Origin of the sequence: Streptomyces buecherae (assembly GCF_014295035.1) — a bacterium.
Taxonomy (GTDB): domain Bacteria; phylum Actinomycetota; class Actinomycetes; order Streptomycetales; family Streptomycetaceae; genus Streptomyces; species Streptomyces youssoufiensis.
This window is the reverse complement of the sequence record NZ_CP060404.1, coordinates 6,910,453-6,932,270: the sequence shown is the minus strand read 5'-3', so window position 1 is coordinate 6,932,270 and position 21,818 is coordinate 6,910,453. Positions and strand designations below refer to the sequence as shown.

12 protein-coding genes, 1 tRNA gene and 1 pseudogene are annotated in these 21,818 nt (G+C 72.9%); 4 read left to right on the top strand and 10 right to left on the bottom strand.

Translation table 11 applies throughout. The features are described from left to right. Nucleotide 1 precedes the first annotated feature (1 nt). The 3 genes and pseudogenes from H7H31_RS34385 to polA form a co-directional block, all read right to left on the bottom strand. A complete protein-coding gene (locus tag H7H31_RS34385; RefSeq protein WP_232110117.1) occupies nt 2–568 on the bottom strand; it encodes a hypothetical protein in 567 nt (188 codons plus the stop codon). A gap of 191 nt (nt 569–759) precedes the next feature. After that, nucleotides 760–1,851: pseudogene (locus H7H31_RS34380) on the bottom strand (lytic transglycosylase domain-containing protein); the annotation flags it as partial. 421 nt (nt 1,852–2,272) lie between these two features. After that, nucleotides 2,273–5,002 (bottom strand): DNA polymerase I, encoded by a 2,730-nt coding sequence (gene polA, locus H7H31_RS27575; protein WP_187062449.1) that lies wholly within the window; start codon nt 5,000–5,002, stop codon nt 2,273–2,275. 282 nt (nt 5,003–5,284) lie between these two features. On the opposite strand from polA, the gene H7H31_RS27570 reads away from it, so the two are divergent. Next, nucleotides 5,285–7,567 carry an FdhF/YdeP family oxidoreductase gene (locus H7H31_RS27570; protein WP_187062448.1) on the top strand — a complete coding sequence of 761 codons (2,283 nt, stop codon included), beginning with the start codon at nt 5,285–5,287 and terminating at the stop codon, nt 7,565–7,567. 73 nt (nt 7,568–7,640) lie between these two features. Next, a complete protein-coding gene (locus tag H7H31_RS27565) occupies nt 7,641–8,129 on the top strand; it encodes a PaaI family thioesterase (protein ID WP_187062447.1) in 489 nt (162 codons plus the stop codon). 70 nt (nt 8,130–8,199) lie between these two features. On the opposite strand, the gene H7H31_RS27560 is transcribed toward H7H31_RS27565, so the two are convergent. Beyond that, the gene (locus H7H31_RS27560) at nt 8,200–8,856 is read right to left on the bottom strand and encodes an ANTAR domain-containing response regulator (protein ID WP_176161072.1); all 657 of its coding nucleotides are present in this window, start codon (nt 8,854–8,856) and stop codon (nt 8,200–8,202) included. Nucleotides 8,857–8,955: 99 nt separating this feature from the next. Here H7H31_RS27560 and H7H31_RS27555 point away from each other — a divergent pair. Further along, nucleotides 8,956–9,028: transfer RNA gene (locus H7H31_RS27555), tRNA-Leu, on the top strand. Nucleotides 9,029–9,429: 401 nt separating this feature from the next. On the opposite strand, the gene pyk is transcribed toward H7H31_RS27555, so the two are convergent. Both pyk and H7H31_RS27545 read right to left on the bottom strand, forming a co-directional pair. After that, nucleotides 9,430–10,860 (bottom strand): pyruvate kinase, encoded by a 1,431-nt coding sequence (gene pyk / locus H7H31_RS27550; protein ID WP_187062446.1) that lies wholly within the window; start codon nt 10,858–10,860, stop codon nt 9,430–9,432. 145 nt (nt 10,861–11,005) lie between these two features. Then, nucleotides 11,006–11,701, bottom strand: a complete 696-nt coding sequence (locus H7H31_RS27545) for an SIMPL domain-containing protein (RefSeq protein WP_176161074.1) — start codon at nt 11,699–11,701, stop codon at nt 11,006–11,008. A gap of 154 nt (nt 11,702–11,855) precedes the next feature. Here H7H31_RS27545 and H7H31_RS27540 point away from each other — a divergent pair, with 154 nt between their 5' ends. Then, nucleotides 11,856–13,697 carry a bifunctional metallophosphatase/5'-nucleotidase gene (locus H7H31_RS27540; protein ID WP_187062445.1) on the top strand — a complete coding sequence of 614 codons (1,842 nt, stop codon included), beginning with the start codon at nt 11,856–11,858 and terminating at the stop codon, nt 13,695–13,697. Between the two features lie 553 nt (nt 13,698–14,250). Here the strand turns inward: H7H31_RS27540 and H7H31_RS27535 are convergent. The 4 genes from H7H31_RS27535 to pepN form a co-directional block, all read right to left on the bottom strand. Next, a complete protein-coding gene (locus H7H31_RS27535) occupies nt 14,251–15,708 on the bottom strand; it encodes a lysine N(6)-hydroxylase/L-ornithine N(5)-oxygenase family protein (RefSeq protein WP_187062444.1) in 1,458 nt (485 codons plus the stop codon). Continuing rightward, nucleotides 15,705–17,363 (bottom strand): pyridoxal phosphate-dependent decarboxylase family protein, encoded by a 1,659-nt coding sequence (locus tag H7H31_RS27530; RefSeq protein WP_232110115.1) that lies wholly within the window; start codon nt 17,361–17,363, stop codon nt 15,705–15,707. The genes H7H31_RS27535 and H7H31_RS27530 overlap by 4 nt, the downstream gene beginning before the upstream one ends. Nucleotides 17,364–17,787: 424 nt before the next feature. Then, nucleotides 17,788–18,639 carry an SDR family oxidoreductase gene (locus H7H31_RS27525; RefSeq protein ID WP_187059576.1) on the bottom strand — a complete coding sequence of 284 codons (852 nt, stop codon included), beginning with the start codon at nt 18,637–18,639 and terminating at the stop codon, nt 17,788–17,790. A 482-nt stretch (nt 18,640–19,121) separates the two neighbouring features. Continuing rightward, on the bottom strand, nt 19,122–21,650 hold the full coding sequence (gene pepN / locus H7H31_RS27520) for an aminopeptidase N (RefSeq protein ID WP_187059808.1): 2,529 nt from the start codon (nt 21,648–21,650) through the stop codon (nt 19,122–19,124). Nucleotides 21,651–21,818 lie beyond the last annotated feature (168 nt).

The following is a 21,818-nucleotide window of genomic DNA, read 5'->3' as shown; positions in this document are numbered from 1 at the left end:
CTCAGGCGACCGTCAGCGTGAGCGTGAAGGCGGCGCCGTCGGCGGTGGTGAGGCGGAGCAGGAAGGTGCCCGAGGTGCCGTCGGTGAACACCTGCGGCAGGACGAGCTGTCCCTTGGCGTCCGTCCTCAGGCCGTCGAGCGTGCGCACGGGCTTGCCCTGGGCGTCCTTGAAGTAGGGGCCCTTGTCGTTCGGGGCGGCGTCAGCGGCAGAGCTGATCATGGTCGCGGTGAACTTCACGTCCGCGGCCGGCTTGCCCCGGTGGGTGGCCCGCACCGTGATCGGCTCGACGAACGAGGCGTCCGGCTTCGCGGTGAGCGGCAGCGTGTCGGTCCGCGTCACCGCGTCGGCCGTCGGCGTGGGGGCGGGGCGGGGCGCCACGACCCCGGTGAAGTCGACCGCGCCCCTGGGCTCGTCCACCAGCGTGGCCCGCACGGTGAACGTGCCGACCTTCTTACCGGCCATGATCTTGGGGGCCTGTGCCGTGCCGTCCAACCGCGAGAAGACGGTGACCTGGTCCGTGAGGCCGTAGAAACGGGCCTCGGTCTCGCCACGTATCTCGAACCGCACGCGCACCCCGGCGAGCGGCTTGCCCTTGCTGTCGACCGCCCGGACCTCGGGCGACGTGTCGAAGGACGTGCCCTCGGTGGCCGTGAACCGCTGGGCGCCGACCCGCGTCAGGGACTTCTCGGGCTTGGGGGCGGGTGGCGTGGTCGGCGGGGGCGTCGTCGGAGGCGTGGTGGGCGGAGTGGTGGGCGGTTGGACGGCGGCGTCGGCTTGGTCGGGGGCGTCGGCGGCGTGGTGGGCTTCGGCGTGGGCTTGTTCGGCTTGCCCGGCTTGTGCGGGGGCTCGGGCCGCGGCGGCGTGGTGGGCCGCTCGGTGCCGCCGGGGTGCTGCGCCTGCTGCTTGCCGCCCTCGTCCCCGCCGCGGCCCTTGTGCCCACCCGGCTTGCGGGCGGGGTCGCCGTCGTCGTCGGGGCGCTGGTCGCCGCGAGTGCCGGGGCCGTCGTCCTCGGGCAGCGCGCCGGTGCCGTCCGGCACCTCGTGCGTGCCGGACCGGTAGTACTCGAACCAGGACAGGACCGTCCGCAGGTACTCCTGTGAACGGTTGTAGCCGAGGATCGCCTTGTCCAGATCGGCCTTGACCGACAGGTCGCGGTCGTTGGCGCACAGGTAGTGGGCCGCCGCCAGGGCCGCGTCGTAGATGTTGTTGGGGTTGCGCTCGCCGTCCCCGTTGCCGTCCTGGCCCCAGGCGGCCCAGGTGGACGGGATGAACTGCATCGGCCCGACGGCCCGGTCGTGCGTGGTGTCGCCGTCGTACGCGCCACCGTCCGTGTCGGTGATCCGCGCGAAGCCGTTGCCGTCCAGAACCGGGCCGAGGATCGGGCTGTACGTGGTGCCCTCGCGGTCCACGGCACCGCCGCGGGCCTGGCCCGATTCGACGCGGCCGATGGCGGCGAGCAACTGCCACGGGAGTCGGCACTGGGCGCGGCTGTCCGCGACGGACGACTCCGCCTTCCGGTACGCGTCGAGCACGGTGGCCGGGATGCCGGAGTCGGCACCGCCCATCTCGGTGGGTTCGTTGGCGCCGCTCGGCCGGTCGCTCGGCCGGGTGGGGTGCTTCGGGCTGCGCAGCGGCGGGAGGTCGGTGTGGTACGAGGAGTCGCCACTGATCGCGTCGTCCGCGCTCGAAGGCGCCTCGCCCGCGACGTCTCTGTCCCGGTCTCTGGTCTTCTCCGAGTGCCCGCCCGCGAAACCCGGGGCCTGAGAGGCGGTCAGCGCGGCCATCGCGACCGCTGCCACCGCAGTCGTCGCCGCCCCCTTGCGCAGCCGCCGACTGATGTGCGCTGCCATCGTCCATCCCTCCCGATCGACCGTGCCGCGCTCCCCCGCGCGACAACGCTGGTGACCCTACGGCAACTTGTGGTCCGCATCTACTGACACACAATGTTCCTTTTTGAACGGGTACACAGGGGGCTCTGGCCGTGGTGATCGCGGTGTTCTCGCGGAGTTCCGTCGGTGACGAGGACGACGCCCGCCGGCCAGGCGTTCCCACGTCGGGCGATGTTTACCGGGAGTTCCGCTGGCCGAAAGGGCCCGAGAAGTGGCGGGGCGGAGGGCGAGCGGCCACCGGGGTGGCGGACCACCCGGCGCGCTGCCCTTCCCGCCGGTGACCGTTGCGCCTTCGGGCCCGGCCGCTGCTCGTTCGGTCCCCCGCGGCTGCACGGGCGGACGCGCGGGGGCCCGCTCCGTGGCCGGCCCCCGCGTCGGGGGCTCAGTGCGCCGCCGACTCCCAGTCGCTGCCCGCGCCGACCGAGACGTCGAGGGGGGCGCTGAGTTCCACGGCCCCGGACATCTCGCGCCGCACCAGCTCCTCCACGCGCTCCCGCTCCCCCGCCGCGATCTCCAGCACGATTTCGTCGTGCACCTGGAGCAGCATCCGGGAGGTGAGCCGCGCCTCGCGCAGGGCGCGGTCGACGCGCAGCATGGCGATCTTGACGATGTCGGCCGCGGTCCCCTGGATGGGAGCGTTGAGCGCCATGCGCTCCGCCATCTCGCGGCGCTGCCGGTTGTCGCTGTTGAGGTCCGGCAGGTAGCGGCGGCGGCCCAGCATGGTCTGGGTGTAGCCGGTGGCCCGCGCCTCCTCCACCACGCGCTGCAGATAGTCGCGCACCCCGCCGAACCGCTCGAAGAAGGTGTCCATCAACTTGCGCGCCTCGTCGGGCGCGATGGTCAACTGCTGGGACAGGCCGAAGGCGGACAGCCCGTACGCCAGCCCGTACGACATCGCCTTGATCTTGCGGCGCATCTCCGGGTCCACCTCGGTCTTGGCGACGCCGAAGACCTGGGAGGCGACCGTGGTGTGCAGGTCCTCGCCGGAGGTGAACGCCTGGATAAGGCCCTCGTCCTCGGAGAGGTGGGCCATCACCCGCAGTTCGATCTGGCTGTAGTCGGCCGTCATCAGCGACTCGTACCCCTCGCCGACGACGAAGCCGCGGCGGATGGCGCGGCCCTCGTCCGTGCGCACCGGGATGTTCTGCAGGTTCGGGTCGGTGGAGGACAGTCGGCCGGTGGCCGCCACCGTCTGGTTGAAGGTGGTGTGGATGCGGCCGTCGGGGGCGATCGTCTTGATCAGGCCCTCGACGGTGGAGCGCAGTCGGGCCTGCTCCCGGTGGCGCAGCATGATGACGGGCAGCTCGTGCTCGGTCTGGCCGGCGAGCCAGGCCAGGGCGTCGGCGTCCGTCGTGTAGCCCGTCTTGGTCTTCTTCGTCTTGGGCAGGCCCAGCTCGCCGAACAGCACCTCCTGGAGCTGCTTGGGCGAGCCGAGGTTGAACTCGTGGCCCACCGCGGCGTGCGCCTCCCGCACGGCCTGCTGCACGGCGGCGGCGAACTGCTGCTCCATCGACTCCAGCCAGCCACGGTCGGCGGCGATCCCGGCCCGCTCAAGTCGGGCCAGCAGCTCGGAGGTGGGCAGCTCGATGTCATGCAGCAACTCGGCCGCGCCGACCTCGGTCAGCCGTCCCTCGAACGCCTCGCTCAGGTCCACCACGGCCCGCGCCTGCGTCATCAGCGCGTCCTGCTCGGCCTGGTCGTCGGCGCCGAAGGCGAGCTGTCCGCTGTCGGCCGCCGCCGGGGCCAGCTCGCGTCCCAGGTACTCGACCGTCAGCGCGTCCAGGGCGAAGGACCGCCGCCCGGGCTTGACCAGGTACGCGGCGAGCGCGGTGTCCATCCGCACGCCGGCGATGGTCCAGCCGTGCTCGGCGAAGACCCGCATCGCGCCCTTGGCGTCGTGCATGACCTTGGGCCGCTCGGGGTCGGCGATCCAGGCGGCGAAAGCCTGTTCGTCCGCCGCGTCCAGCTCGGCGGGGTCGAACCAGGCGGCCGGGCCGGCCGCGGTCGCCAGCGCGACCTCGCTCACGCTGCCGCTGCCGAGCGCCCAGGCGTCCACGGTCGCCACGCCGAGCGGCACCCCGCCGTGCTCGGCGAGCCAGGGCGCCAGCTCGCCGGCGCCCAGCGCCACGCCGTCCACCGCCACGCCCGCCGCCGGGGCCACGGTCTCCTCGACCGCGCCCGGGTCCGCGGCCAGCAGCCGCTCGCGGAAGTTCTGGTGCCGGAACTCCAGCGCGTCCAGCACCACCGTCAGCGCCTGCCGGTCGTACGGCGCCCGCAGCAGGTCGGCCGGGCCGCAGGACAGCTCCACGTCGCGGACCATCTCGGTCAGCCGGCGGTTGAGCTTGACGGACTCCAGGTGGTCCCGGAAGTTCTGCCCGGCCTTGCCCTTGACCTCGTCGGCCCGCTCGACCAGCGCGTCGAAGGAGCCGAACTGGTTGATCCACTTGGCGGCGGTCTTCTCGCCGACGCCGGGGATGCCGGGGAGGTTGTCCGACGGGTCGCCGCGCAGCGCCGCGAAGTCCGGGTACTGCTGCGGCGACAGCCCGTACTTCTCCTGCACCTTCTCGGGGGTGAAGCGCGTCAGCTCGGAGACGCCCTTGGTGGGGTAGAGCACCGTGACCCGGTCGCTGACCAACTGGAAGGAGTCCCGGTCGCCGGTGACGATCGAGACCTGGAAGCCGTCGGCCTCGGCTCTGGTGGCCAGGGTGGCGATCACGTCGTCGGCCTCGAAGCCCTCGACCGCGAAGCGGCGCACGCTCATCGCGTCCAGCATCTCGCCGATCAGCTCCACCTGCCCCTTGAACTCGTCGGGGGTCTTGGAACGCGTCGCCTTGTACTCCGGGAACTCCTCGGAGCGCCAGGTCTTGCGGGAGACGTCGAAGGCGACCGCCAGGTGCGTGGGCTGCTCGTCACGCAGGGTGTTCGCCAGCATCGAGGCGAAGCCGTAGATGGCGTTGGTCGTCTGGCCCGTGCTCGTACTGAAGTTCTCCGCGGGCAGGGCGAAGAACGCCCGGTAGGCCAGGGAATGCCCGTCCAGCAGGAGCAGGCGCGGGTGCTCGGCCGGCTCGCCGGAGGGCTGTGTCGCTGTCGTCTTCGATGCTTTCTCTGCCACGTCCCCGATCCTGCCACGCCCCACTGACAATCCCGAGCCACCGGGCTGCGGCCGGCCCCCGCCCCGGGCCACGGGCCGGGAGCCCGGGCGGGCGCGCGGACCCGCTGTCAGTGCCTCGTGACAGGATTCACCCGCACCGGTCCAGCACCGGACGCCCGGCCCCGGCTCGCCGACGGCCGGGCGGCGACCAGCCACCGTACGCGGCGGACCGCGCGCCACGGGTCCGCTCGCGGCGACCGACGGCGCACGTCAGTCGCGACCGACCGCGCAAAGGGGAGCGTCATGGCAGCCAAGCCGCCCGCAGGGGACCCGGTACAGGACGCGCCCGAGGTGAGCCCGCCGCAGCGGTCCGCGGCCGGGCTGCCCGGCGTCGCGCACTCGCTGTTGGCCGCCCAGCGGCAGATGGGTGTGCGCCGCACCGCGCTCACCCTCCTCAAGGTCAACCAGAAGGACGGCTTCGACTGCCCCGGCTGCGCCTGGCCCGAGCCGGACAAGCGGCACACGGCGGAGTTCTGCGAGAACGGCGCCAAGGCCGTCGCGGAGGAGGCCACCCTGCGCCGGGTCACGCCCGAGTTCTTCGCCGCCCACCCGGTGGCCGACCTCGCCACGCGCAGTGGGTACTGGCTCGGTCAGCAGGGCCGCCTCACCGAGCCGATGCTGTTGGACGAGGGCGCCGAGCGGTACGAGCCGATCAGTTGGGAGCGCGCGTTCTCGCTCGTCGCCGACGAGTTGCGGGCCCTCGACTCCCCCGACGAGGCCGTCTTCTACACCTCGGGCCGCACCAGCAACGAGGCCGCGTTCCTCTACCAGCTCTTCGCCCGCGAGTTCGGCACCAACAACCTGCCGGACTGCTCCAACATGTGTCACGAGTCGTCCGGTTCCGCACTGACCGAGACGCTCGGTGTCGGCAAGGGCAGCGTGCTGCTCGACGACCTGTACCAGGCCGATCTGATCATCGTCGCCGGGCAGAACCCCGGCACCAACCACCCACGGATGCTCAGCGCGCTGGAGAAGGCCAAGGCGAACGGGGCGCGGGTCATCACCGTCAACCCGCTGCCCGAGGCGGGCCTGGAGCGGTTCAGGAACCCGCAGACCGCGCGCGGCCTGGCGTTCGGCGGCACCCCGCTGGCCGACCTGTTCCTCCAGGTCAGGCTGGGCGGCGACCAGGCCCTGTTCCGCGCCCTGAACCGGATGATCCTGGAGGCCGACGGCGCCGTGGACGAGGAGTTCGTCCGCGCGCACACGCACGGCTTCGAGGAGTTCGCCGCCACCGCCCGCGCGGCCGACTGGGACGAGACGCTGCGCGCCACCGGGCTGGCCCGCGCCGACATCGAGCGGGCCTTTCAGATGGTCCTCGCCTCCCGGCGCACCATCGTGTGCTGGGCGATGGGGCTCACCCAGCACAAGCACTCGGTGCCCACCATCAGGGAGGTCGTCAACTTCCTGCTGCTGCGCGGCAACGTGGGCCGGCCGGGCGCCGGGGTGTGCCCGGTGCGCGGCCACAGCAACGTGCAGGGCGACCGGACGATGGGCATCTTCGAGCGGCCCGCGCCCGCGTTCCTGGACGCGCTGGAGGCGGAGTTCGGCTTCGCGCCACCGCGCGAGCACGGCCTGGACGTCGTACGGGCCATCAGGGCGTTGCGGGACGGGCAGGCCAAGGTCTTCTTCGCGATGGGCGGCAACTTCGTCTCCGCGACGCCGGACACCGAGGTCACCGAGGCCGCGATGCGGCGGGCACGGCTGACCGTGCACGTCTCCACCAAGCTCAACCGCTCGCACGTGGTGACCGGGGCGCGGGCGCTGATCCTGCCCACCCTCGGGCGCACCGAGCGCGACACCCAGGCCAGCGGCGACCAGTTCGTCACGGTCGAGGACTCGATGGGCATGGTGCACGCCTCCCGGGGCCGCCTTGAGCCCGCCAGCGCGCGGTTGCTCTCCGAGCCGGCCATCGTCTGCCGGTTGGCCCGGCGCGTGTTGGGCGAGCGCAGCCGCACGCCGTGGGAGGAGTTCGAGCGGGACTACGGGCTGGTGCGGGACCGCATCGCGCGCGTGATCCCCGGCTTCGAGGACTTCAACGCGCGGGTGAGCGCGCCCGGCGGGTTCGTGTTGCCGCACGGCCCCAGGGACGAGCGCCGCTTCCCCACCGCCACCGGGAAGGCCAACTTCACCGCGGCGCCGGTGGAGTACCCCGAGGTGCCGGAGGGGCGGTTGCTGCTCCAGACGCTGCGCTCGCACGACCAGTACAACACCACCATCTACGGCCTGGACGACCGCTACCGCGGCATCAGGAACGGCCGCCGGGTGGTCCTCGTCCACCCCGACGACGCGCGCGAGCGGGGACTGGCGGACGGCGCGTACGCGGACCTGGTCAGCGAGTGGCGGGACGGCAGCGAGCGGCGCGCGCCGGGCTTCCGCGTGGTGCACTACCCGACGGCCCGGGGCTGCGCCGCCGCGTACTACCCGGAGACCAACGTCCTGGTGCCGCTGGACGCGACGGCGGACACCAGCAACACGCCGGCGAGCAAGTCCGTGGTCATCCGCCTGGAACAGACGGCCCCCGTATAAGCGTTCGCTCAGTCAGCTGATAGGTAAGACGGAGCACAGACCGAACAAGCGCCGCGGATCGGAGCCGGACAGCATGGGTGAGCAGACCACCACCACGTTCCCGCAGGAGATCATCGACCAGTACGAGGGGCTGGGGCTGGATCTGCCCGCCCTCTTCTCGGCCGGTCACCTGGGCGAGCGCATGGGGTTGCGGATCGTCGAGGCGGCGCCCGAGCGCGTGGTGGGCACCCTCCCGGTGGAGGGCAACACCCAGCCGTACGGGCTGCTGCACGGCGGCGCGTCCGCGGTCCTGGCCGAGACCCTGGGGTCGGTCGGCTCCATGTTGCACGGCGGCCCGCACAAGATCGCCGTGGGCGTCGACCTCAACTGCACCCACCACCGTGCCGCCCGCTCCGGGCTGGTCACCGGGGTGGCCACGCCGGTGCACCGGGGCCGCTCGACCGCCACGTACGAGATCGTCATCAGCGACGAGGAGGGCCGGCGCGTGTGCACCGCGCGGCTGACCTGTCTGCTGCGGGAGGTCGAGGTGCCCGCCGCCGCGAACGCGTCCGCGGCGGGCTGAGCGCCGGGGCCGGTGACCGGCGGCGGGCGGGGCTGCCGGACAGGCGCCGGGCCCGCCGCCGGTCGGCGGCTCAGGGCTCCTTGGAGCTCTTGGCCGCCTTCTTCTCCTCCGCGTCCTCGATGACCGCCTCGGCCACCTGCTGCATGGACATGCGGCGGTCCATCGACGTCTTCTGGATCCAGCGGAACGCGGCGGGCTCGGTCAGCCCGTACTGGGTCTGGAGCACGCTCTTGGCGCGGTCCACCAGCTTGCGCGTCTCCAGGCGCTGGGAGAGGTCGGCGACCTCCTTCTCCAGCGCCTTCAGCTCGGTGAAGCGGGAGACGGCCATCTCGATGGCGGGGACCACGTCGCTCTTGCTGAACGGCTTCACCAGGTAGGCCATCGCCCCCGCGTCGCGGGCCCGCTCGACCAACTCGCGCTGGGAGAAGGCCGTCAACATGAGCACCGGGGCGATGCTGTCCGCGGCGATCTGTTCGGCGGCGGAGATGCCATCCAGGATCGGCATTTTCACGTCGAGGATGACGAGGTCGGGACGGTGTTCCCGGGCCAGCTCGACGGCCCGCTGGCCGTCTCCGGCTTCACCGACGACCGAGTACCCCTCTTCTTCGAGCATTTCCTTCAAGTCGAGGCGGATCAGGGCCTCGTCCTCGGCGATGACGACACGTGTGGTCAACGGCGGGACGTGCGACTGCTGCTCATCGACGGGCTCAGGCTCGACGTCGCTCACGGGACTCCTCGAATCAGGCAGGTGGTGCCCCACGAGCCTACCTAGCTCCTGTATGTTTGACGCACAGCGTCTTTCCGCTAACCTCTGTTTCTGAGGCCAGCCCTGGTAGTCCAATGGCAGAGACGATACTCTCAAACAGTATTCAGTGTGGGTTCGAATCCCACCCAGGGCACTTGTCTTCGCTTTAAAGGTTCGTTCAGCACAGGCGCGATTCATTCGCCGTGGTGAACGTCGCGGCCTCGTCCCGGCCGAATGCGAGTACGCCGACCGATATCCGCTCTGGCGAGCGGCGAAGCGTACGCACGGTGAATGCACGGGGAGCCGCGTCTTACTGTTTCCCTTTCGCGTCTCCCCTCCCCCGACGCCCGCGTGGCCGGGCCACGCATCCGCGTCCCGAAGGGCACATCTCACACGTGGCGCGTGAATACGGATTCCGCGCGACGAAAGGGGTCGCGGCGCGCACGGCCGCGAAATGGGTCACCACGCGCAGACGCCCAGCGAGCCGAATTTCCCGGCCCGCTGAGCGGATCACTTGCCCCGTTGTCGACGTGTCCGTGTCGACGTGTCCGACGCTTACTGGCCCGGGTCGTCGCCGATACGGTGGACGCGGACCAGGTTGGTGGAGCCGGGGACGCCGGGCGGCGAGCCGGCCGTGATGACGACGACGTCGCCCCGCTGGCAGCGGCCGATGCGCAGCAGTTCCTCGTCCACCTGGGCCACCATGGCGTCCGTCGACTCCACGTGCGGGCCGAGGAAGGTCTCCACGCCCCAGGTGAGGTTGAGCTGGGCGTAGGTGTCCGGGTCGGGCGTGAAGGCGAGGACCGGGATCGGCGAGCGGTAGCGGGACAGGCGGCGCACGGTGTCGCCGGACTGGGTGAAGGCCACCAGGAACTTCGCGCCGAGGAAGTCGCCCATCTCGGCGGCGGCCCGGGCGACGGCACCGGCCTGGGTGCGCGGCTTGTTCCGCTCGGTGAGCGGGGGCAGCCCCTTGGCCAGCACGTCCTCCTCGGCCGCGACGACGATGCGGCCCATGGTCTTGACCGTCTCGATCGGGTACTTGCCGACGCTGGTCTCGCCGGAGAGCATCACCGCGTCCGTGCCGTCCATGACGGCGTTGGCCACGTCGGACGCCTCGGCGCGGGTCGGCCGGGAGGCGTCGATCATCGAGTCGAGCATCTGGGTCGCCACGATCACCGGCTTGGCGTTGCGCTTGGCCAGCTTGATGGCGCGCTTCTGCACCATCGGCACGGCCTCCAGCGGCATCTCGACGCCCAGGTCGCCGCGGGCCACCATGATCCCGTCGAAGGCGTCCACGATGGCTTCCAGGTTCTCCACCGCCTGCGGCTTCTCGACCTTGGCGATCAGCGGCAGCCGGCGGCCCTCCTCGGCCATGATCCGGTGGACTTCGCGGGCGTCGTCGGCGTTGCGGACGAAGGACAGCGCGATGACGTCCGCGCCGGTGCGCAGCGCCCAGCGCAGGTCCTCGACGTCCTTGCCGGACAGGGCGGGGACCGAGACCGCGACGCCGGGCAGGTTGAGCCCCTTGTGGTCGGAGACCATGCCGCCCTCGATGACGGTGGTGTGCACGCGCGGGCCGTCGACCGAGGTCACCTCCAGGGTGACGCGGCCGTCGTCGACGAGGATGCGCTCGCCGCGCGTGACGTCGGCGGCCAGCCCCTCGTAGGTCGTCCCGCAGCGGTGGCGGTCGCCCTCGATCTCCTCGACGGTGATGGTGAACTCGTCGCCGCGTTCAAGGAGTACGGGTCCTTCGCGGAATCGACCGAGGCGAATCTTCGGACCTTGAAGGTCGGCGAGGACACCGACGCTGCGGCCGGTCTCCTTGGAGGCTTGGCGCACCCTCTGGTACCGCTCCTCGTGCTCCACGTACGAACCGTGGCTGAGGTTGAGGCGGGCGACGTCCATGCCGGCCTCGACAAGCCTCTTGATCTGCTCATACGAGTCGGTGGCTGGGCCCAGGGTGCAGACGATTTTTGCTCGGCGCATGGGTCGAGCCTATGACCTACCAGCGGGTAGAGAACCGTGAACTCCCTACAGCCCAACGACCTTTGCATGAAAGGCTCTTGACAACTAATGAAACGTGCGCGGGTCCGCTCCTATGAGCGATTTCCGGCGGCCTCGCCCACCCTTCTCACAGTGCGGGACGCGTCATCGTGAACCTGGCGTTGACGTGCGCGTACACGGTCTGCCGCCGCGGTTCCAGGTCGAGGGCGGGCGGCTGCTCCGCCGCGCCGCCGTAGCCGGGGGCCGCCGCGCGCATGCTGGCGGCGGGCGGGGGCAGCGGGGCGTTCTCGGCGCCGATGTCGGCGAGTTCGACGATGGCGGCCAGTTCCGCGCCGAGTGCCTGCGCGTACTCGCGGGCCCGCTTGACCGCCTCGCGCACGGCCTCCTGGCGCGCCTCGCGGTGCGCCGGCGAGTCGGGGCGCAGCGCCCACCAGGGGCCGTCGACGCTGGTCAGCTCCAGGTCGGCGAGGCGGGTGCTCAGCTCCCCCAGCGCGCTGAAGTCGGCGAGCGTGGCGGTCAGGTAGACCCGGCCGTGGTAGGCGCGGACCCGCTCGTGGCGGCCCTTGTCGGCGAGTTGCGGGGTGATGCTGAAGGCGCCGGTCTCCAGTTCCTCGACGGCGTCGCCGTACGACCGGACGAGGTCGAGGACCTGGTTGTTGCGGCGGGTGAGGTGGTCGAGCGCGCCGCGCCGGTCGGTGCCGCGGGCGCTGACGGTGATACCGACGCGGGCGATCTCCGGGTCGACCTCGAGCCGGGCCTCGCCGCGCACCGCGACGCGCGGGGTCTCGGGCGTTCCGTAGGACAGCGGTGTGGTGGTTGTCATGGGGCTCACTCTCGCAGTCGGCCCGCACATCAGGTAGTCATGTGATCGAAACCCGCCCGGGGTGTCGCACCCACCGACGCGGGTGCAGAATCCTCGCGCGTGACGCCGACGCGGACACGCCGCGCATCGCCGCCAGAACACGGAGAACAACGACATGCCGCTGGACCGTAGGAAGTTCCTGGGCCGCTCCGCCGCGACGGGCGCCGCCGTGGCGCTGGCCGGCACGGCGACCGTGGCCGCTTCGCCCGCCGCCGGGCGCCGGCCGGGCAGGCGGTACGAGTTCAGCGTCCTGGGCACCACCGACCTGCACGGCAACGTCTTCAACTGGGACTACTTCACCGACGCGGAGTTCGACGACAAGGACCACAACGACATCGGGCTCGCCAAGATCTCCACGCTGGTCAAGCAGGTCCGCGCGGACCGCGGCGCGCGCGACACGCTGCTGATCGACGCCGGCGACACCATCCAGGGCACCCAACTGTCGTACTACTACGCCAAGGTGGACCCGATCACCGGCCCCGGCGGCCCGGTGCATCCGATGGCCAGGGCGATGAACGCGATCGGGTACGACGCGGCGGCGCTGGGCAACCACGAGTTCAACTACGGCATACCGGTGTTGCGGAAGTTCGCCGAGCAGTGCGACTTCCCGCTGCTGGGGGCGAACGCGCTGGACGCGCGGACGGCCCGGCCGGCGTTCGCGCCGTACTGGATGACGCGGCTGCGGACGCCGTTCGGGCGGCCGGTGCGGGTCGCGGTCCTGGGGCTGACCAACCCCGGCATCGCGCTGTGGGACAAGGCGCACGTCCAGGGCAAGCTGACCTTCCCGGGGCTGGTCGAGCAGGCGGCGAAGTACGTGCCGCGGCTGCGGTCGATGGGCGCGGACGTGGTGATCGTCTCGGCGCACTCGGGCACCAGCGGCACCTCCTCCTACGGCGACCTGCTGCCGCACGTGGAGAACGCGGCGGCGCAGGTGGCGCAGCGGGTGACGGGCATCGACGCGATCCTGGTGGGGCACGCGCACGCCGAGATCCCGGAGTACCGGGTGGTGAACGAGGAGACGGGCCGCGAGGTGGTCCTCTCGGAGCCGCTGAAGTGGGGCCAGCGGCTGACGGTGTTCGACTTCGGCCTGGTCTGGGAGCGCGGCCGGTGGCAGGTGGAGTCGGTGACCTCGAAGGTGCTGAACTCCAACACCGTCGCCGAGGACCCGGAGATCGTCCGGTTGCTCACCGGGGAGCACGAGAAGGTCGTGTCGTACGTGAACCAGGTGATCGGCACCTCGGCGCGGCGGATGGCGGCGGACGAGGCGCCGTACAAGGACACGCCGATCATCGACCTCATCAACCACGTGCAGGCGCAGACGGTGCGGGCGGCGCTCGCGGGCACCGAGCACGCGAAGGTGCCGGTGCTCTCGCAGGCGTCGTGCTTCTCGCGTACGGCCGTGGTGCCGGTGGGCGAGGTCACCATCCGCGAGGTGGCCGGCCTGTACCCGTTCGAGAACACCCTGGAGGCGCGGCTGCTGACCGGCGCGCAACTGCGGGAGTACCTGGAGCACTCGGCGCGGTACTACGTGCGGACGCCGGCCGGGGGCGGGGTCGATCCGGCGAAGCTGACCAACGCGAACGGTACGCCGGACTACAACTACGACGCGGTCAGCGGCGTCACGTACGAGATCGACATCGCCAAGGAGCCGGGGCGGCGGATCGCGAAGCTGTGCTTCGAGGGGCGGCCGGTGGCCGATGACGCCCGGTTCGTGCTGGCCGTGAACAACTACCGGGCCAGCGGCGGCGGCAACTTCCCGCACGTCGCGACGGCCAGGCAGGTGTGGTCGACGTCCGAGGAGATCCGGAACACGATCATCGCCTGGGTGCGGGCGAAGGGGACGATCGATCCCGAGGAGTTCGCGACCCAGGACTGGAAGCTGACCCGCGACGGGGCGCCCGTCTTCTACTCGCCGCTGGAGCACCGGCCGTACGCGCAGTGCCCCTGCTGCGGCTGAGGTGACCGCCGAACGCTCGACCGAGCCGGTTCCGACGCCCCGTGGCCGCGGCGTCGGGCCGGGCCGGCCGGGTGGCGGTCGGTCGGGCCGGGCGGGGCACATGCCGGTGTGACGTGCCGTCAGTCAGGAAGCGTTAAAGGGCGTCAACAACCGTTAAAGGGTGTCAATAAATCTGACACCCGCCGGTCCGGGTCAGCACAATGAAAGGATGAATGAGGAGTTCGCCGCCGCGTTCGAAGCCGTGCGCCGGGATCTAGCTGCCTCATGCGCCGTGCGACCTCGTTTCGCCGAGGATGCGTGGGCTCAGGAGCTCGCGGGCGTGGGTGGGGTCGCGGGGGTCATGCTGTACGAGCCGGACGGCACCGGGATGGGCATCTCCACGATGCTCGGCCAGCCGCGGGCGCAGCAGGTCGCGGAGCTGGCCGACCAGGTGCAGGAGTGGGCGGTGGAGGCGCTGTGCGCGGCCACGATGCCGGCGGTGTGGCCCGAGTGTCCCGCGCACCCCAACGCGCACCCGCTGGCGCCGGTCGTCCTGCACGGTCAGGCGGTGTGGTCATGTCCGCGCGACGGTGTGACGGTCGCGCTGATCGGGGAGCTTGCCGCCACGCTGACCACCGCCGCAGACCGCCGGGTCGAGGCCGAAGGTGGTGAACGCCGTTCGGCGCGGAAGCGCAAACGCCAGCCGACCCGTGACTGAGTTGAGGATGACGGCGCCACGCCAGGCGGCGAGCCCGAGGTCAGGCGCGCCGACGCCGTGGGTGTGCCGCTCGGCGTTCTGCACGTAGATCGAGCCCTTGATGGCGGGGTCGAGGACCAGCCGCTGCTGCTCGTCCACCAGCGGCCGGCCGGCGGTGTCCCGGCACAGTTGGGGGTGCAGGTCGGCGAGGAGCGTGTCGATGGAGCGCTCGCGGTAGCCGGTGGCCAGCACGACCGCGTTGGTCGTGAGCCTGCTGCGGGTGTGCTGGTGTTCGTGTTCGACGTGCAGCTCGATGGTGGAAGTGCCGACGCGGCCCGCGGTGCGCACCCGTACGCCGGGGGTCAGTACGGCGTCGGGCCAGCCGCCGTCGAGCGTGCGGTCGTACAGCTCGTCGTGGATGGCGGAGATGGTGGCCTGGTCGATGCCCTTGTAGAGCTGCCACTGGCCGGGCAGCAGCGCGTCGCGGGTGGACTCGCTGAGCCCGTGGAAGTAGCGCGTGTAGTCGGGCGTGAACTGTTCCAGGCCGAGCTTGCTGTACTCCATGGGCGCGAACGCCGCCGTACGGGTGAGCCAGTGCAGGCCCTCGCGCCCGTGCGGGCGGCGGCGCAGCAGGTCGAGGAAGACCTCGGCGCCCGACTGGCCGGAGCCGACGACGGTGACGTGGTCGGCGGCCAGCAGCTCGGCCCGGTGGTCGAGGTAGTGCGCCGAGTGCAGCACGGGCACGCCGTGCGCGTCGGCGAGCGGGCGCAGCGGCTCGGGCACGTGCGGCGCGGTGCCGACGCCGAGCGCCAGGTGGCGCGCGTAGGCGCGGCCGAGCGCGACCACCTCGTCGTCGGCGTCCAAGTGGGCGTAGTCCACCTCGAACAGCTCGCGGTCCGGGTTCCAGCGCACCGTGTCGATGTGGTGGCGGAAGTACAGGCCGGGCAGGTGCTCGCTGACCCAACGGCAGTAGGCGTCGTACTCGGCGCGTCTGATGTGGAAGCGTTCGGCGAAGTAGAAGGGGAAGAGCCGGTCCTGGTCATGCAGGTAGTTCAGGAACGTCCAGGGGCTGGCGGGGTCGGCGAGGGTGACGAGGTCGGCGAGGAAGGGCACCTGGAGCGTGGTGCCCTCGATGAGCAGGCCCGGGTGCCAGCGGAAGGCGGGCCGCTCCTCGTAGAAGGCGGTGCGCAGGCCGGGAACGCCGTAGGCCAGGGCGGCCAGGGAGAGGTTGAACGGGCCGATGCCGACGCCGGCGAGGTCGTAGGGCTGTTCCGGGGTGGTGGCGGGCGCCTGCGGCTGGGCTTCGTGTCGCGGGGTCGGGGCGGTGGTGCTCATCCGGTGCGGTGGCCTTCCACGAGTTTCACCAGCGCTTCGAGGTCGCTGGGCTGGATGTGCGGGTTCAGGAGGGTGGCCTTGAGCCACAGGCCGTCGGGGCGGGCCGCGCGGCCCAGGACGGCCCGGCCCTCGGCGAGGAGCCGGCGGCGCGCCCGGGCCACGGCGGGCGGGTCCGCGCCGGTGGGGCGGAAGAGGACGGTGCTGATGGTGGGCCGGGCGTGCAGTTCCAGGCCGGGGGTGGCCTCGATGAGGTCGGCCAGGTGGTGGGCCGCCGCGCAGGTGCGGTCGATCAGCTCGGCCAACCCCTTGCGGCCCAGGGCCCGTAGCGTGACGGCGACCTTGAGGATGTCGGGGCGGCGGGTGGTGCGCGCGGAGCGGCCGAGCAGGTCGGGGAAGCCGGCGGCGGTGTCGTCGGCGGCGCTCAGGTAGTCGGCGCGGTGGCCGAGCGGCGCGAGGTCGGCGGCGTCGGGCACGACCAGCAGCCCGGCCGCGACCGGCTGCCAGCCCAGCTTGTGCAGGTCCAGGGTGACGGTGTGGGCGCGCTCGATGCCGCGCACCCTGGCCGCGTGGACGTCGCTGAACAGCAGCGGTCCGCCGTACGCGGCGTCGACGTGCAGCCGGGCGCCGTACGCGGTGGCCACGTCGGCCAGCTCGGGCAGCGGGTCGATGGCGCCGCTGTCGGTGGTGCCCGCGGTGGCCACGATCAACTGCGGTGCTTCGTCGGGTAGTTGGCCGAGGGCGGCGGCCACGGCGGCGGGGTCGAGCACGCCACGGGGGGTGGCGACCACGACCGGGTCCGGCAGCCCGAGCAGCCAGGCCGCGCGCACCACGCTGTGGTGCGCGTTCTCGCCGCAGACCACCCGGAGCGCCGGCGGCCCGTGCGCCGGCCGGTGCGGGTACGGCGGGCCGGGGTGCGGCGCGTCGGAGTGGCGGCGGGGGTGCGGCAGGGCGTACGGGCCCGGCCACGGGTCGGCCGGTGGGCGCTCGGGGGCGGGCCCGGCCGGCGCGGGGTCGGCCGCCGTGCGGTCGCCGGGGGCCCCGGGGGCGCGGGCCGGGACGTGGGCCGCCGAGCGGTCGGCCGGCCTGGCGGTGGGGGGTGCCGCAGCGCGGGCGGGGCGGCCGGCCGCCGCCTCGCGGGCCAGCAGGAGGGCGAGTTGGTTGGCCTCGGTGCCGCCCGTGGTGACCAGGGCGTCGGCGGCCGGGGCGGCCGGGTAGACCAGGGCGGCGAGGGCCCGGCTGGTGCGGGCTTCCAGCTCGGAGGCGGCCGGGGCCTGGTCCCAGGAGTCGAGCGAGGGGTTGAGCGCGCTGGCGGCGAGGTCGGCGGCCACGGCGACGGCCAGCGGCGGGCAGTGCAGATGGGCGACGCAGTGCGGGTCGGCGGGGTCCGCGGCGCCGACGGTGACGGCGTGCACCAGGGCGCGCAGGGCCTCGTCCGCGCCGGTGCCCTCGGCGGGAATGGCGCACCCCACGGCGTCGCGCACGGCCCGCGCCACGGCCTCGGGTCCGCCCGCGGGCAGCGGTCCGGCGCGGTCGCGGGCGCCGGTGGCGAGCGTGTCCAGGACGGCGTCGAGCAGCGGGCGCAGCGCGCGCGGACCCGCGGCACCGCCCGCGAGGGGCGGCAGGGGCGGTTCGGCGTCGGCAACGGGCACAGGCACGGATGTGCCCTCCAATAGGCAGTCGCAGGTTTGAGGTTGGCCTAAATTACTGGCGTCGCCACGGGCCGCGACGGCCCTTGCCCGGACACCACCCGTTAGGGGTAGCCACGTGCTCGTACGAGGGATGCGCGGGCCGCGGGTGACGCGCGTTCCCGACGAGGATCACGCCCCCTCGGCCGACCACACGGCGTACGGCCACGCGGGTCGGGGGTGAACTGACCGCGGGGCGGTACCGGGGCTGTCCGTGGGGCGGGCGGGGCTTCCCTCCCGCCCGTTGCCCCCGGGGCGCGACGGGCACGGCGTGCGACGGCCCCGCGCCCCCGACCCGGGTGGGGCGGGGGCGCGGGGCCGGGGCGAGGGAGGCTGGCGGCGCTGTGGGCGCTGTGGGCGCGGCCGGTGGAGGTGGGCCCGTGACGGGGGCGGGTCAGGCTCCGGGGCGGGTGAAGGCCGCCGCGTGGTCGGTCGCCCACTGGGCGAAGGTCAGCGCCGGGCGGCCAGTGACCTCGGCGACGGCCGTCGAGACCTCGGGCTCCTCGACGGCAGCGGCGGCGAACGCGTCCAGGACCGTGTCGAGCAGCCCCGGCGGGACGTGCGGGAACAGCTCCGGCTTGACCTCCGCGCGCGGGATCTCCTCGTAGCGCAGCTCGCGGCCGAGCGCCGCGCCGATGATGCCGACCTGCTCCGCGTTGCTGAACGCCTCGGGCCCGGTGAGGCGGTAGATCGCCTCGTGGTGCCCGTCGTCCACGAGGGCGCGGACGGCGACGGCGGCGATGTCCGCCTCGTGGATCGGCGCGCTGCGCGCCCCGGCGAACGGGGCGCGCACGACGTCGCCGGCGCGGATCTGGGGTGCCCACTGGAAGGAGTTGACGGCGAATCCGTTGGGCCGCAACAGCGTCCACTGGGCGCCGCTGGCCATGACCGCGCGCTCCGGCGCGACATGGTGCGCGACGAGCGGGTTGGTCTCGTCCGGGTCGTCGTCGACGGCGCCGCTGGAGAGCATCACCACCCGCCGGACGCCGGCCGGGATCGCGGCGGCGAGCACGGCCGGGGTGTGCTCGCCGACCGCGCTCAGGTTGACGAAGAGGCCGGTGGCGCCGGCGAAGAGCGCGGATAGGGCGGCGGGGTCGGCGAAGTCGGCCCGTACCGCCTCGGCGCCCGTGGGCAGCGCGGCACGGTCGGGGTCACGGGTCAGGCCGCGTACGGGCTGGCCCTCGGCGAGGAGTTGGGAGACGAGCGAGCGCCCCACGTTGCCGGTGGCTCCGGTCACGACGATCACGGCGGTGCCGCCTTTCTGTTGGCCCACGCCCCGGCCGGCCCGGGTCGCCCGAGCAACGGTCGAGCAGGTCGAAGCGACCGGTGCCGCGCCGCCCGAAGGCGTGCTGGCCGGTGGCGAACCGCCCGCGCGGGGCGGGGCGTTGGGGGTCCGGCGGGGTACGCCGGGGTCTGGACTGCTGGTTGGCACGCGCCAGACTAGTTAACCGGATGCCCCCTCCGGATCGCCAACTAGGCGGAGTCCGCCTGCGACCGGAGACCTAGGACCGGGCGGGCGATGAGCGCCGAGGGGTGCACTCGTTCGCTGTCCGCACGCCCGGCGTGCGCCGCGGCGCAGCCCTTCGCTCCAGGCCCCGCCCCACGGCCCGGCCCGGCGCCCCGGCACGCTCGCGCGCGGCTGCCAGGCGCCGGGGCGGCTGCCAAGCACCGGGCGACTCCCGGGCGCGGGCGGGCGCGGGCGGGCGCGGGCGGGTGGGTGGCTCCGGGTCAGCCCGCGGTCGCCGGGGTGGCCGTGGCCTGCGCGGCGCGGACCCGCAGGGCTCGGCGCAGGTCGTCGAGTTCGTCGGCGAAGCGGCGGCGCAGCGCGGGGATCGGGTTGGCCTCGCGCAGGCAGTCCTCGCCGAGCCGCAGCGTCTGCTCGTCCACCGCGTGGTACGGGAAGCCGAAGCGGCCGACGGCCTGGGCGATGGCGGGACCCCGCCGGGCGGCGAGGTCGGCGACGGCGGGGAAGTAGCGCGTCAGGTAGGCGCGGAGCAGCTCGTGCTGCTCCGGCTGCCAGAAGCCCTCGGCGGTCGCGGTGGCCAGGTACGTCGACAGGTCGTCCTTGTCGAAGAGTTCGGCCCAGGCCGCCTCCTTGGCCGCCACGTCGGGCAGCGCGGCGCGGCAGCGGGCGGCGCCCTCCTGGCCGGTGGCACTGGAGTCGCGGGCGAGTTCCTCCTCGATGTCGGCGAGCGTGACGGCGCCGAGCACGGAGCGCCGCAGCAGCAGCCGCCAGCGCAGCTCCGGGTCGAGTTCGGGGCCGCCGGGCACGGCGCCCGCGGCGAGCCAGTCGCCGAGTTCGGCCGGGTCGGCGGTGCTGTCGGCCAGGGTCTGCACGGCCGCCAGGCGCAGCCCGGGCGCCGAGCCGTCGGCGGTGCGGGCGAGCAGTTCGCGGCAGGTGTCCACGAGGGTGGCCAGGGCCGCGGGGCGCTGCTCGGCGGGCAGGTAGCGGTCGGCGATCTGGCCACGGGCGAAGGCCAGCACGCCCTGCACGATGACGACGTCGCTCTCCCGTGGGAGGTGGGCGCGCAGCACGTCGAGGTAGTCGGTGGGTGCCAGCTTCCCGTCGCGCACCAGGTCCCGGGCGGCGTTCCAGACCACGGCGCGGGAGAGCGCGTCGGGCAGCCCGGACAGTGCGGCGGCGATCGTCTGCCAGGACCGCTCGTCGAAGCCGATCTTGACGTAGCCGTAGTCGCCGTCGTTGACCAGGACGAGGTCGGGGCGGCGGCCGTCGCCGGTGTGCGTCGCGTCCTCGGGGACGTTCCAGCGCAGCGGCGTACGGGGGACGAGGCGGCCGGTGGCGGCGTCGAGGTCGTAGCAGCCGATGGTGAGCTGGTGCGGGCGGCTGCCCTCGTGCAGCAGGCGCAGCTCCCAGCCGTCGGGGCCCTCGCTGACCTGGGGGGTGAGGGTGTCCACGCCGGTGGTGCGCAGCCAGGCGTCGGCCCACTCGGGCACCGGGCGGCCGGAGGCGCGGGCGAGCGCGTCGATGAAGTCGGCGAGGGTCGCGTTGCCGAAGCGGTGCAGCGTGAAGTGGTCGTTGATGCCCGCGAAGAAGTGCTGCTCGCCGAGCCAGGCGACGAGTTGGCGCAGGGCCGAGGCGCCCTTGGCGTACGAGATGCCGTCGAAGTTCAGCCGGGCGGCGGCCGTGTCGGGCACGCCGTCGGGCTCGGGGGCGACGGGGTGGGTCGAGGGGCGCTGGTCGGCGTCGTAGCCCCAGCTCTTGCGGCGGACGCCGAAGTCGGCCCAGGTGTCGGTGTAACCGGTGGCCTCGGTGAGGATCTGGAAGCCCATGTACTCCGCGAACGACTCGTTCAGCCAGATGTCGTCCCACCAGCGCATGGTGACCAGGTCGCCGAACCACATGTGGGCCATCTCGTGCGCGATGACCATGGCGCGGCTCTGCCGTTCGCCCTCGGTGACGGCCGAGCGGAAGACGAACTGGTCGCGGAAGGTGACCAGGCCGGGGTTCTCCATCGCGCCGGAGTTGAACTCGGGCACGAACGCCTGGTCGTAGGAGTCGAACGGGTAGGGCTCGTCGAAGATCTCGTGGTAACGGTCGAAGCAGCGCCGGGTGATGTCGAGGAGTTCGTCGGCGTCGGCATCGAGGTAGGCGCCGAGCGAGCGGCGTACGTGCAGTCCGAAGGGCAGCCCCGCGTGGCGGGTGCGCACCGAGTGCCAGGGGCCGGCGGCGACCGCCATCAGGTAGGTGCTGATGGGCTGGGTGGGGGCCAGTTGCCAGCGGCCGTCCGCGGTGTCGCCGACGCGGGTCGCGACACCGTTGCCGAGCACGGTCCACTCGGGCGGCGCGGTGACCGTGACCTCGAAGACCGCCTTCAGGTCGGGCTGGTCGAAGCAGGCGAACACCTTGGGCGCGTCGGACATGCAGCACATGGTGTAGAGGTACGTTTCGCCATCGGCCGGGTCGGTGAAGCGGTGCATGCCCTCACCGGTGCGCGAGTAGTGCATGTCAGCCTCGACCAGCACCTCGTGCTCGCCCTCGCCGAGCCCGGTCAGCGGGTAGCGACCGTCGGCGTACAGCGTGGGGTCGAGCTCGTCGCCGTCGAGCGCGATCCGGTGCAGCGCGGCGGCCTCCAGCTCGATGAAGGTGTCGGTGCCCGCCGCCAGCACGCACAGGCGTACGGAGGTGGTCGAGCCGAACACCTCGGCGCCTCGGGTGAGGTCGAGGTCGATGGTGTAGCGGCGGAGGCCGATGCGGGCGGCACGGTTCTGCGCTTCGTCGCGCGTGAGTACGGACATGGGGACATGCTGCCGTACGGCTCGCGTTCCGTGCAGGCCGCGGTGGGTGCCGGGCGCGCGCCGGGCGCCCGGAGCCCGGCCCCGGGCGGCGCGGCGGGCGGGCCGGCGAGCGGGCCGGGGGACGTCCACGGGCGCGGCCGGCCGGGTGGGTCGGTGGCGTCCCGGGGC

Bases quoted from the DNA above. Each gene is read 5' to 3' on its own strand.
- H7H31_RS27565 (WP_187062447.1), top strand. From the start codon at position 7,641: ATGGGTGAGCAGACCACCACCACGTTCCCGCAGGAGATCATCGACCAG.
- pepN (WP_187059808.1), bottom strand. From the start codon at position 21,650: ATGTCCGTACTCACGCGCGACGAAGCGCAGAACCGTGCCGCCCGCATC.
- H7H31_RS27540 (WP_187062445.1), top strand. From the start codon at position 11,856: ATGCCGCTGGACCGTAGGAAGTTCCTGGGCCGCTCCGCCGCGACGGGC.
- pyk (WP_187062446.1), bottom strand. From the start codon at position 10,860: ATGCGCCGAGCAAAAATCGTCTGCACCCTGGGCCCAGCCACCGACTCG.
- H7H31_RS27535 (WP_187062444.1), bottom strand. From the start codon at position 15,708: ATGAGCACCACCGCCCCGACCCCGCGACACGAAGCCCAGCCGCAGGCG.
- H7H31_RS27570 (WP_187062448.1), top strand. From the start codon at position 5,285: ATGGCAGCCAAGCCGCCCGCAGGGGACCCGGTACAGGACGCGCCCGAG.
- H7H31_RS27545 (WP_176161074.1), bottom strand. From the start codon at position 11,701: ATGACAACCACCACACCGCTGTCCTACGGAACGCCCGAGACCCCGCGC.